Raw genomic sequence first — 11,530 nt, 5'->3', positions numbered from 1 at the left:
CGGGGGCTGGGGCCACCGCCTTCTTTGCGGATCGGGCCGGGGCGGAGGGCGTTTTTTTGGCGCTCAAATTACTCTCGAACGTATCAGCAGATGAATATGGCCCCGTCCGATTGCCACCGTGTCGCGCTGTATCAGGCTGCCGTCCCTGATGTACCTGCAGCAATGCAGGGAAGGGGAGTGCGGCATGTCCGGGTCAGATACCCTGCTGTGCCACATTCCCTGTGCCTACCCATATTTGCAACGGAAATCAAGGGGACGTGAGGATTGTCCCCGCAATTTCAGAACGGATGGGCCAGGCAGCCACAGATGATGGTCAGCACGCCGATGCCGGTATTGAGCATGACCAGCGAACGGATCGAGTCGAACGTGCCCTGCTGCGGGCGCAGCGCGCGGCGCGCCTTCTGGTAGGGACCGAAATAGATGCGGGCGAAAATGCCGGCCATGATCAGCCCGAACAGCTGCATGAGGTTGATCGGCCATGGCACCACCGCAAACCCGCCATCGTGATAAATCAGGAGCCAGCCCGTAATCAGCACCGTCGGCATGGTATGCCATACGATACGGAAAAAACGGTTGAGCGTCTGCAGGTGGACGGAGGCGCGCTGCGTTCCATCCAGCAGGTTGAGGCTGGGCTTGAGCACGAAGGCCGCATAGATCATGCCGCCAACCCAGGCCGCCATGCCGGTTATGTGGAGTGCGAGCACAAGGCTCCAGACTATGGAATAGGACATGACGCCTCCTTGCGGGGGATGAATGGGTAAAGAAAGCAGTCCCTGCCACGGGGGCAGGATGCGGAATGCTTGTTTCCCCATTCCTGTATCATGCGCAAGGCCAGTCATGCAGCCAAAGTTGCCAGAAGGGAAATGACATCATGACCATGGATGACACAGCACGGACGGCCGCACGCCACCTGCTGCTGCCCACGCCTGATGAAATGGGGCGGATCGATGCCGCGGCCGCCCGCCACGTGCCGGTGGCCGTGCTGATGGAAAACGCGGGCCGGGCCGTCGCCCGCGCCATCCGGCGGCACATGCGCCCGTGCCGCGTGCTGGTGCTGTGCGGTCCCGGCAATAACGGCGGTGACGGTTACGTGACCGCGCGCCGACTGGCGGAAGAAGGCTGGCCGGTATCGGTTGCTGAAATGGCACCGCCCCATCCCGGTGGGGATGCCGCCGCGGCCGCCGCGCTGTGGCAGGGGCCGGTCGTGGCGTTCACGCCCGAAAGTGCCGCCCGTTTCGACCTGGTGGTCGATGCGGTGTTCGGCGCGGGGCTGAGCCGCGATATCGGCCAGGACGTGGCGGATGTGCTCAATGCCGCCCCCCGTCTGGTTGCCATTGACATGCCGACGGGCGTGGACGGGGCGACGGGTGCTGTCCGGGGATATGCGCCACAGGTCGAGATGACGGTCACATTCTGCCGGCTCAAGCCCGGGCACCTGCTGCTGCCGGGGCATACGCTGTGTGGCCGGACCGTGCTGGCGGATATCGGCATCGGGGAAGGCGCGGTGGCGTCGGTGCCGATTCGGACATGGCATAACGAACCGGGGCTGTGGCGCACGCCCGCGTGCGGGCCGACGAGCTATAAATACAGCCGCGGTGTTGTCAGCATATGTGGCGGGCGTGAAATGCCGGGTGCGGCGCGCCTGTCGGCGGCGGGCGCGCGGGCGGCGGGCGCGGGTCTCGTGCGGCTGGCGGTGGGCGACAGCGCGGAGGTGTACCGCATGACCGCGCCGCCGGGGCTGATTGTGGATTCCGGCGCGCTGGATGACCTGCTGCGCGATACGCGGCGTCACGTCTGGGTCTGCGGGCCGGGCCTGTCGGTGGCGGAAGTCGCGGCGACCTTCCCGGCGCTGGTGCATGCGGGGCGGGACGTGATTGCCGATGCCGGGGCGTTCACCATGGCGGCGGGGCAGCCCGACCGGTTGAAAGGGGCTGCCATCATCACCCCGCATATAGGCGAGTTTTCGCGCGTGTTCGGCAAGCCGGGGCCGGATCGCGTGGCGGCGGCACGACATGCGGCGGCGCGGACGGGGGCCGTGACCGTCATGAAGGGGCCGGACACCATCATCGCCAGTCCCGACGGGCGTGTCGCGATCAACAGCCACGCCACCCCCATGCTGGGCACGGCGGGGTCGGGCGATACGCTGACGGGAATCATCGCGGCCCTGCTGGCGGCGGGCATGCCACGCTGGGATGCGGCGTGTGCAGGGGTGTGGATGCATGGTGATGCGGCGCTGCATGCCGGCGAATGGCCGGTAGCCGAGGATTTTGACCGCCATCTGGGTGCGGCAAGGGCACGCGCGGAAGCGGAGGCAAAAAAAGTTTTCGGCTGAAAACGCCATTCGGGCCGCGTGGGATATTGCCCCATGGCCAATGGTGCGCTAAAGCCCCGCGCTTACAGCCTGGGCACAGTGCGGGCGTGGTGGAATTGGCAGACACGCCAGATTTAGGTTCTGGTGACGCAAGTCGTGGGGGTTCAAGTCCCTCCGCCCGTACCAAGATCCCGGCAAGTCGCGTTATGCGAGCAGACGTGGTGGCCTGACCGGCCTATTGCGTTCTTTGACACGTTCTGACCGAGAGGATGGCCTGGCAGATGCAGGTTACTGAAACGCTTTCCGATGGCCTGAAGCGCGGGTTTACCGTTACGGTGCCTGCCACGGAAATCGAGAGCAAGCGCACCGCGCGCCTGAAAGAAGTTGGACAGTCCATGAAGCTGCCGGGCTTCCGCCCCGGAAAGGTGCCGATGAGCATCCTGCAGCAGCGTTTTGGTGAATCTGTTCAGGGCGAGGTCCTGGAGCAGGTTGTAAGCGACGCGACCCGCACCCTGCTGGATGAGCGCGGCCTGCGCCCGGCCATGCAGCCCAAGGTTGACCTGGTTTCCGGCAGCGAGCCGGGCAGCAAGGAAGACCTGAAGTTCACGGTCGAGTTCGAGGTCCTGCCCGAAATCACCATCCCCGACCTGTCGGACCTGTCGCTCGTGCGTCTCAAGTCCGAAGTGAACGCCGAGACCGTGGACAAGGCCCTGACGGAAATCGCCAGCCGCCAGCGTGAGTTCGAAAAGGTCGAGGAAGATCGCCCCGCCGCCAATGGCGACGTGGCCGTGGTTGACTTCGTGGGCAAGATCGACGGTACGGCGTTCGAAGGCGGTTCCGCTGATGATGTCAGCGTCGAACTGGGTGGCGCAGGCTTCATCCCCGGCTTTGCCGAGCAGATCGAGGGCATGAAGGTCGGTGACGAAAAGGTGATCACCGTGACCTTCCCCGCCGATTACGGCGCGGAACACCTGGCGGGCAAGGAAGCCAGCTTCGACATCAAGCTCAAGGAACTCCGCCGTCCGGTCGAGGCCAAGATTGATGACGAACTGGCCAAGAAGCTTGGCTTCGACGGGCTGGAGCAGGTGCGTGAACTGATCTCCAAGCAGGTTGGTCAGGAATACGAACAGCTGTCCCGCCTGCGCCTGAAGCGTGAACTGCTGGACAAGCTGGCGGAAAAGACCGATTTCGAAGCCCCTCCGGGCATGGTCGATGCCGAGTTCACCCAGATCTGGAACCGCATCGAGGAAGACCGCAAGGCCGGTCGCCTGGATGAGGAAGACAAGGACAAGGACGAGGACACGCTGCGCGCCGACTATCGCAAGATTGCCGAACGCCGCGTGAAGCTGGGTCTTCTGCTGGCGGAAATCGGTCGTGTGAACAACATCACCGTGACGCAGGAAGAAATCGTGCATGCGGTGCGCGCCGAAGCCGCGCGCTACCCCGGTCAGGAACAGGCCGTGTTCGAGTATTTCTCCAAGAACCCGCAGGCCGTTGACGGCCTGCGTGGCCCGATCTTCGAAAACAAGGTCATCGACTATATCGTCGAGCTTGCGAAGGTCGAGGACAAGGAAGTGACGCCGGAAGAACTGGCTGAAATGCCGGAAGCTGACGTCTGATCCGCTTTCGCGGCATAGGTGGCGCATGCGGCGCGCGGAAGGGGACTTCCGTGCGCCGTATGTGTTTGCGGACAGGTGAATACGCACAGTTTGTCACCCCCGTTCATGGCAAAATGACAGGGGTGGGGTGGTATCTGGCGTGTTTGTCTCTATTTTGTCATAAGTAACCGGGAAGGGTCCGGCTGCGTCCGCGTTGTCCGCGCATCTCTTGCCGGTGATCGCGCGCAGGGCGGATCCTTGCTTTTCAGGACGGGAATATGGCTATGAGGGATCGGGATCCCGTAGAGATCTTCAATAACGCTCTGGTGCCCATGGTGGTGGAGCAGACCTCCCGCGGGGAACGGGCATTCGACATCTATTCCCGCCTTCTGCAGGAACGGATCATCTTTCTGACCGGACCGGTCTATGATCAGGTTTCCGCCCTTGTGTCGGCGCAGCTGCTTTATCTGGAAAGCGTGAACCCGAGCAAGGAAATCTCGTTCTACATCAACAGCCCCGGCGGCGTGGTGTCGGCGGGACTGGCGATTTACGACACCATGCAGTACATCCGCTGCCCCGTCAGCACGGTGTGCATCGGGCAGGCGGCGTCCATGGGGTCGCTGCTGCTGGCCGGTGGGGAAAAGGGACGGCGATTCGCCCTGCCGAATTCCCGCGTCATGGTGCACCAGCCTTCGGGCGGCGCGCAGGGACAGGCCAGCGATATCGAGATCCAGGCACAGGAAATCCTGACCATCCGCAAGCGCCTGAACGAGATCTACAAGGAGCATACCGGCCGCACGCTTGAGGAAATCGAGCAGAAGCTGGAACGCGACAGCTACATGTCGGCGGAAGAAGCGCAGGCATTCGGTATTGTCGATGAAGTGGTCCGTCGTAACGTTGCATCAAAACCTGCGGAGTAATCTGCACAAGGAAGCGCGCGCGCAGGTGCGCTTCCTGCCCCTGTGGGTGAAAATCACCTGCGGCGTGCCGTGCCCCCGTGGCCCGGTCGCAAGGTATGGAGAAGTTCCCCCGCGTGGGAATAGGAGCGGTTATGAATAACAAATCCGGCGATTCCAAAAATACGCTTTACTGCTCGTTCTGTGGCAAGTCGCAGCACGAGGTCCGCAAACTGATCGCCGGTCCCACCGTGTTCATTTGCGATGAATGCGTCGAATTGTGCATGGATATCATCCGTGAGGAACACAAGACGCATCTGGTCAAATCACGCGATGGCGTGCCGACACCACGGGAAATCTGCAAGATTCTGGATGATTATGTCATCGGGCAGGGCCACGCGAAAAAGGTGCTGTCGGTTGCGGTGCATAACCACTACAAACGCTTGGCCCATGCCCAGAAGAACAATGATGTCGAGATTGCGAAGTCCAACATCATGCTGATCGGGCCGACGGGTTCGGGCAAGACGCTGCTGGCGCAGACGCTGGCCCGCATTCTTGACGTGCCCTTCACCATGGCCGACGCCACGACCCTGACCGAAGCCGGTTACGTGGGTGAGGATGTGGAGAACATCATCCTCAAGCTGCTGCAGGCGGCGGATTACAACGTGGAAAAGGCACAGCGCGGCATCGTCTATATCGATGAGATCGACAAGATCTCGCGCAAGTCGGACAACCCTTCGATTACCCGCGATGTCAGCGGTGAAGGCGTGCAGCAGGCGCTGCTGAAGATCATGGAAGGCACCGTCGCTTCCGTGCCGCCGCAGGGCGGACGCAAGCACCCGCAGCAGGAATTCCTGCAGGTCGACACCACCAACATGCTGTTCATCTGCGGTGGCGCGTTCGCGGGGCTGGACAAGATCATCAGCGCGCGTGGCAAGGGTTCGGGCATCGGCTTCGGCGCCGATGTGCAGTCCCCTGACGAACGTCGCATGGGCGCGGTGCTGCGTGACGTGGAGCCTGAGGACCTGCTGAAATTCGGCCTGATACCTGAATTCATCGGTCGTCTGCCCGTGGTTGCGACGCTTGAGGACCTTGATGAGGCTGCCCTGATCGAGATCCTGACCAAGCCCAAGAACGCGCTGGTCAAGCAGTATGCCCGCCTGTTCCAGATGGAAGACGTGCAGCTTACCTTTACCGAGGACGCATTGCGCCAGGTGGCCCAGCGCGCCATTGCGCGGCGGACCGGTGCGCGTGGCCTGCGCGCCATTCTGGAAAGCATCCTGCTGTCGACCATGTTCGAACTGCCCGGCCTGAAGAACGTCGAGGAAGTCGTGGTCAACAAGGAAGTGGCCGAAGGCAAGGCACAGCCTGTCTATGTGTATGGGAAGAACCAGCCGGCCGAACAGTCTGCCTGACGGCAGGGCCGGTTTACGCCGAAATGCCATCGCCGGACTTGTGGTGATGGCGCGTCGTGACAACATGAAGTGAAGTTGTCGCATATGCGGCGCAACGGATGGGCAGGCCGCAATGTTTGGGTGCCCGTCCGGGATCGTCCATCAGGAGGTCAAAAAATAACATGTCTGAAACTGACAGGCTGAATCCCGTCCCCGACGGGACGGAAACGACGGACAACAACATGGTAGCCAATCCGCCCCCCGCCCAGCGTGAGACGGAAGAAACGACCAGCGCACATGATACGATTGCGGTGCTGCCGCTGCGGGATATTGTCGTTTTCCCGCACATGATCGTGCCGCTGTTCGTGGGACGCGAAAAATCAGTGCGGGCGCTGGAAGCGGTGACGCGCAGCGACAAGCAGATCCTGCTGGTCGCGCAGAAGAACGCGGCACAGGATGACCCGACGCCAGACGATATCTATCGCTACGGCACCGTGTCCACCATCCTGCAACTGCTCAAGCTACCCGATGGCACGGTGAAGGTGCTGGTCGAAGGGGGACGTCGCGCCCACATCACCGCCCTGCATGAGGTCGATGGCCATTTCGAGGCCGAGATCGAGGACGTGCCGGAACAGGAAACCGACGGCAAGGAAGCCGAGGCCATTGGTCGCACGCTGATTGGCCTGTTCGAGCAGTACATCAAGCTGAACAAGAAGATCGCGCCAGAGGTGCTGGTCTCCCTCAACCAGATTGATGACCTGTCGAAGCTGGCGGATACCATTGCCAGCCATCTGAACCTGAAGATTCCCGAAAAGCAGGAAATCCTCGAAATTCAGGACGTGAATGCGCGTCTGGAACGGGTTTTCGCGCATATGGAAGCCGAAATCGGCGTGCTGCAGGTGGAAAAGCGCATCCGCAACCGCGTGAAGCGGCAGATGGAAAAGACACAGCGCGAGTACTACCTGAACGAGCAGCTGAAGGCGATCCAGAAGGAACTGGGTGAAGGCGAGGACGGCAAGGACGAGACCGCCGAGCTTGAGGAAAAGATCGCCAAGACCAAGCTGAGCAAGGAAGCGCGCGAAAAGGCGGTGGCCGAGCTGAAAAAGCTGCGGAGCATGAGCCCGATGTCTGCCGAATCGACGGTGGTGCGCAACTACCTCGACTGGATCCTTGGCATTCCATGGAAGAAGCGTTCCAAGGTGCGCCATGACCTGTCCGAGGCCCAGAAGGTTCTCGATACCGACCATTACGGTCTGGAGAAGGTCAAGGAACGCATCATCGAATATCTGGCGGTGCAGAGTCGCGCGCAGAAGCTGAAGGGGCCGATCCTGTGCCTGGTGGGACCGCCGGGCGTGGGCAAGACCTCGCTGGCCAAATCCATCGCGAAGGCGACAGGGCGGCAGTACGTCCGCATGTCGCTGGGTGGCATGCGTGACGAGGCCGAGATCCGTGGTCATCGCCGGACCTATATCGGTTCCATGCCGGGCAAGATCATTCAGGGAATGAAGAAGGCCAAGACTTCGAATCCGCTGTTCCTGCTGGATGAAATCGACAAGCTGGGTGCGGACTGGCGTGGCGATCCGTCCTCCGCGCTGCTTGAGGTGCTGGATCCGGAGCAGAATTCGACCTTTGGCGATCACTATCTGGAAGTCGATTACGACCTGTCGGATGTGATGTTCATCACCACGGCCAACAGCCTGAACATGCCCCAGCCACTGCTGGACCGCATGGAGATCATCCGTCTGTCCGGTTACACGGAAGACGAGAAGGTCGAGATCGCCAAGCGCCACCTGCTGTCCAAGCAGACGGAGGCGAACAACCTGAAGCCGGGCGAATGGTCGGTGTCGGATGATGCACTGCGCGAACTGATCCGCAGTTACACGCGTGAAGCGGGCGTGCGTAACCTGGAACGTGAAATCGCGACCCTGGCACGCAAGGCCGTGACCGAAATCGTGACGGGCAAGGCCAAGACCGTGGCGATCACGGCCGATAACCTTGAAAAATATGCTGGCGTGAAACGCTTCCGCCATGGCGAGACCGAGTCGGAAGACATGGTCGGAGTCGTGACCGGGCTGGCATGGACCGAGGTGGGTGGGGAAATCCTGACCATCGAAAGTGTGATGGTGCCCGGTAAGGGCAACATCAAGCTGACCGGCAAGCTGGGCGATGTGATGAAGGAAAGTGTCGCCGCCGCCCTGTCCTATGTCCGCAGCCGCGCCGTGACGTTCGGTATCAGCCCGGATCTGTTTGAAAAGCGTGACCTGCACGTGCATGTGCCCGAAGGGGCCACGCCCAAGGACGGTCCGTCCGCCGGTATTGCCATGGCGACATCCATCGTCAGCGTGATGACGGGTATCCCGGTGCGTCGCGATGTGGGCATGACGGGCGAAATCACGCTGCGTGGTCGTGTCCTGCCCATTGGCGGGCTTAAGGAAAAGCTGCTGGCGGCCCATCGTGCGGGGCTGACCACCATCTTCATTCCCAAGGACAACGAGAAGGACCTGGTGGACATTCCAGAAGTCGTGACCAGTGCCATGACCATACTGCCGGTCTCGCATGTGGATGAGGTGATCGGGCAGGCGCTGGTGCACAAGCCGGAGCCGATCGAATGGACGGAACCGGTGGCATCGGGCACCAAGGAAGGCACGGCTACCCCTGCATTGACGCATTAAGCAGGGTTGCGTGGTCGCAAAATTGTCATGATGGAGGGGAATGACGGATTTTCTCTGTCGTTCCCCGAATTCTGTCGGTTGACGTGAGAAAAAACAGCGGCATAGTGCGTGCAGAAATGCGGCGCGACTTTTAAATGATTGCGTAGGCGCACAGTACAAAGAAAGGCGTAAAATGGAGAAGCCACTTAACAAGCAGGAACTCGTCGCTGCGGTAGCCGAGGAAGCCGATCTGGCCAAGGCAAAGGCTGGCGAAGTGGTTGATGCGGTTTTCGGTGCGATCGAAAAGGCGCTTGCAAGCAAGCAGGAAGTCCGTCTGGTTGGTTTTGGTACGTTCGTGACCGCCACCCGCAAGGCGGCCAAGGGGCGCAACCCCCGCACGGGTGAGCCGCTGGACATTCCGGCTTCCACGTCCGTGCGTTTCAAGCCGGGCAAGAACCTGAAGGAAGCTGTCAGCAAGTAAGGCTGACTGTTTTTTCAGGAAAAAAAGAAGGGGCAATCCATTTTTTGGGTTGCCCCTTTTTTTGCAATCGCTTAGTAGGGTCGCGGGCGATTAGCTTAGCGGTAGAGCATCTCGTTTACACCGAGAGGGTCGGCGGTTCGATCCCGTCATCGCCCACCATATTTCCCATGCTTTTATATAAGCAGGGATATGCACCACGCGGGTGTAGCTCAGTTGGTTAGAGCGCCGGCCTGTCACGCCGGAGGTCGCGGGTTCGAGCCCCGTCACTCGCGCCATTACGGCACAATCCATATGTTTCCGTACCACGCCAGATGCAGCCGCACTGGCGTTTTTTTGTGCCCATATTTTTACACGGGAAAATGAAAACAATAATTCGTGCCATATAAGTAACGGTCACGTAATATTGACGGAAATGGTCCGGTATACATCCTCACAGTAATGTTCACCCAAGAACACGGTTAAGTAACTGTTCCCCCCAGCATGTTGGGTCTAGCATCCCCGAAGCCATACATAAGTCGATCAAGACAGCCGATGGCGCATTAACAGGTTGGGAACACGGAAGATGCATTCCGTTATCGCTGATTATTTGCCCGTACTCATATTCGGGTGCATTGCGGTGGTGATCGCAGGCGCGATGCTTGGCAGTTCACTGCTGTTTGGCCACCAGAAACCCTATGCCGAGAAAACGTCCGCATACGAATGTGGTTTCGAGGCATTTGATAATGCACGTCATCGTTTTGACGTGCGGTTCTACCTGGTGGCGATCCTGTTCATCATTTTCGATCTGGAGGTCGCGTTCCTGTTCCCGTGGGCGGTCAGTCTGTCACGGATCGGGTGGTTCGGTTTCGCGTCCATGATGGGCTTCCTGGGCATTCTGGTGGTCGGCTTCATTTATGAATGGAGCAAGGGCGCGCTGGACTGGGATTGAGCATGACAAGGGGGAGGCGCGCCAATGGGTAGCAACGATACATCCGGGCCGGACCGGCCTGCCGACAGTATTGCATGGAACCGGGAAATGCTGCCGCCGGGGCCGCAGCAGGACGCGGTGATCAAGGGCATTACCGGTGAAATCACCGAAAAGGGTTTTGTGGTCGCAAGCCTGGACAAGCTGGTGAACTGGGGCCGGACCGGCAGCCTGTGGCCCATGTCCTTCGGGCTGGCATGCTGTGCGGTGGAAATGATCCACGCCTACATGCCGCGCTATGATCTGGACCGCATGGGCATCATCCCGCGCGGATCGCCACGCCAGTCGGACGTGATGATCGTGGCGGGCACGCTGACCAACAAGATGGCGCCCGCCCTGCGCCGGGTTTACGACCAGATGGCCGAGCCACGCTGGGTCATTTCCATGGGGTCATGCGCCAATGGCGGCGGGTATTACCATTATTCCTATTCGGTGGTGCGGGGCTGTGACCGTATCGTGCCGGTGGATGTGTACGTGCCCGGCTGTCCCCCCACGGCGGAGGCGCTGATCTACGGCATTCTGCAACTGCAGAAGAAAATCCGCAGGACAGGGACAATCCGCCGTGGCTGATCCCGCAAGCATCCCCCCCGTGGCCGTGCCGCGCGCCGTGTCGGGCCCGCTGGGCGCCATTGCCTTCCGCCTGTCCACAGCCGTGCCGGGCATCATGTCCGCCGGGATCGAGAAGGGTGAACTGGTGGTGCGCGCCACGCGCCATCGGCTGCTCGAACTCATGACCATGCTGCGTGATGACCCGCGTTACGCCTGCCAGCAGGTGATGGACATATGCGGCGTGGATTTTCCTGAACGGGCCGAGCGGTTTGATGTGGTCTACAACCTGCTGTCGGTTACCCATAACCACCGCATCCGCGTGATCGTGACAACGGACGAGACATCGCCCGTGCCATCAGTCCACCAGCTATGGCCCGCGGCCACGTGGTGGGAACGCGAATGCTACGACCTGTTTGGCGTGCTGTTTACCGATCAGCCCGACCTGCGGCGCATCCTGACCGATTACGGGTTTGAAGGGCATCCGCTGCGCAAGGACTTCCCCCTGACCGGTTATGTCGAACTGCATTACGACGAGGAACGCCGTCAGGTGGTCTATGGGCCGGTCGACCTGGTGCAGGATTTCCGCAATTTCGATTTCGAATCCCCATGGGAAGGCATCCTGACGCTGCCGGGCGATGAAAAGGCACATGCCGACCGCCAGGACATGAAACGACAGGGATAGGCGA

General features: G+C 60.8%; 10 protein-coding genes and 3 tRNA genes. 12 read left to right on the top strand and 1 reads right to left on the bottom strand.

Annotated elements, in window-relative coordinates:
- Positions 1 to 278 precede the first annotated feature (278 nt).
- Positions 279 to 731: a CopD family protein gene (locus F1542_RS06740; protein ID WP_193732362.1), complete on the bottom strand. Its 453-nt coding sequence runs from the start codon at positions 729 to 731 to the stop codon at positions 279 to 281.
- A 140-nt stretch (positions 732 to 871) separates the two neighbouring features.
- Between F1542_RS06740 and F1542_RS06735 the strand changes: the two genes are divergently transcribed.
- The 12 genes from F1542_RS06735 (at position 872) to F1542_RS06680 (ending at position 11,526) form a co-directional block, all read left to right on the top strand.
- A complete protein-coding gene (locus F1542_RS06735; RefSeq protein ID WP_193732361.1) occupies positions 872 to 2,332 on the top strand; it encodes an NAD(P)H-hydrate dehydratase in 1,461 nt (486 codons plus the stop codon).
- 80 nt (positions 2,333 to 2,412) lie between these two features.
- Positions 2,413 to 2,497: transfer RNA gene (locus F1542_RS06730), tRNA-Leu, on the top strand.
- Between the two features lie 95 nt (positions 2,498 to 2,592).
- On the top strand, positions 2,593 to 3,930 hold the full coding sequence (tig, locus tag F1542_RS06725; protein WP_193732360.1) for a trigger factor: 1,338 nt from the start codon (positions 2,593 to 2,595) through the stop codon (positions 3,928 to 3,930).
- 263 nt (positions 3,931 to 4,193) lie between these two features.
- Positions 4,194 to 4,829: an ATP-dependent Clp protease proteolytic subunit gene (locus F1542_RS06720; protein WP_010506376.1), complete on the top strand. Its 636-nt coding sequence runs from the start codon at positions 4,194 to 4,196 to the stop codon at positions 4,827 to 4,829.
- A 131-nt stretch (positions 4,830 to 4,960) separates the two neighbouring features.
- Complete coding sequence (gene clpX, locus F1542_RS06715; RefSeq protein WP_010506375.1) at positions 4,961 to 6,220, top strand: ATP-dependent Clp protease ATP-binding subunit ClpX; 1,260 nt, start codon at positions 4,961 to 4,963, stop codon at positions 6,218 to 6,220.
- A gap of 161 nt (positions 6,221 to 6,381) precedes the next feature.
- Positions 6,382 to 8,871, top strand: coding sequence for an endopeptidase La (gene lon, locus F1542_RS06710; RefSeq protein WP_193732359.1), 2,490 nt, complete (start codon positions 6,382 to 6,384; stop codon positions 8,869 to 8,871).
- A gap of 172 nt (positions 8,872 to 9,043) precedes the next feature.
- Entirely contained in the window at positions 9,044 to 9,331 is a 288-nt protein-coding gene (locus F1542_RS06705) for an HU family DNA-binding protein (RefSeq protein ID WP_007399823.1), read from the top strand.
- Positions 9,332 to 9,415: 84 nt separating this feature from the next.
- Positions 9,416 to 9,490, top strand: a tRNA-Val gene (locus F1542_RS06700).
- A 39-nt stretch (positions 9,491 to 9,529) separates the two neighbouring features.
- Positions 9,530 to 9,606, top strand: a tRNA-Asp gene (locus F1542_RS06695).
- A gap of 287 nt (positions 9,607 to 9,893) precedes the next feature.
- The gene (locus F1542_RS06690) at positions 9,894 to 10,259 is read left to right on the top strand and encodes an NADH-quinone oxidoreductase subunit A (protein WP_193732358.1); all 366 of its coding nucleotides are present in this window, start codon (positions 9,894 to 9,896) and stop codon (positions 10,257 to 10,259) included.
- 24 nt (positions 10,260 to 10,283) lie between these two features.
- Positions 10,284 to 10,865 carry an NADH-quinone oxidoreductase subunit B family protein gene (locus F1542_RS06685; RefSeq protein WP_141260759.1) on the top strand — a complete coding sequence of 194 codons (582 nt, stop codon included), beginning with the start codon at positions 10,284 to 10,286 and terminating at the stop codon, positions 10,863 to 10,865.
- Complete coding sequence (locus F1542_RS06680) at positions 10,858 to 11,526, top strand: NADH-quinone oxidoreductase subunit C (RefSeq protein ID WP_193732357.1); 669 nt, start codon at positions 10,858 to 10,860, stop codon at positions 11,524 to 11,526. The genes F1542_RS06685 and F1542_RS06680 overlap by 8 nt, the downstream gene beginning before the upstream one ends.
- Positions 11,527 to 11,530 lie beyond the last annotated feature (4 nt).

The sequence above is a fragment of the Komagataeibacter sp. FXV3 genome, assembly GCF_015155755.1.
Classification (GTDB): Bacteria; Pseudomonadota; Alphaproteobacteria; order Acetobacterales; family Acetobacteraceae; genus Komagataeibacter.
This window is presented reverse-complemented; position numbering and strand designations above follow the sequence as displayed.

Coding starts and splice junctions, on each gene's coding strand:
- lon (WP_193732359.1), top strand. CDS start 6,382: ATGTCTGAAACTGACAGGCTGAATCCCGTCCCCGACGGGACGGAAACG.
- tig (WP_193732360.1), top strand. CDS start 2,593: ATGCAGGTTACTGAAACGCTTTCCGATGGCCTGAAGCGCGGGTTTACC.
- clpX (WP_010506375.1), top strand. CDS start 4,961: ATGAATAACAAATCCGGCGATTCCAAAAATACGCTTTACTGCTCGTTC.
- F1542_RS06690 (WP_193732358.1), top strand. CDS start 9,894: ATGCATTCCGTTATCGCTGATTATTTGCCCGTACTCATATTCGGGTGC.
- F1542_RS06720 (WP_010506376.1), top strand. CDS start 4,194: ATGAGGGATCGGGATCCCGTAGAGATCTTCAATAACGCTCTGGTGCCC.
- F1542_RS06740 (WP_193732362.1), bottom strand. CDS start 731: ATGTCCTATTCCATAGTCTGGAGCCTTGTGCTCGCACTCCACATAACC.
- F1542_RS06685 (WP_141260759.1), top strand. CDS start 10,284: ATGGGTAGCAACGATACATCCGGGCCGGACCGGCCTGCCGACAGTATT.
- F1542_RS06735 (WP_193732361.1), top strand. CDS start 872: ATGACCATGGATGACACAGCACGGACGGCCGCACGCCACCTGCTGCTG.
- F1542_RS06705 (WP_007399823.1), top strand. CDS start 9,044: ATGGAGAAGCCACTTAACAAGCAGGAACTCGTCGCTGCGGTAGCCGAG.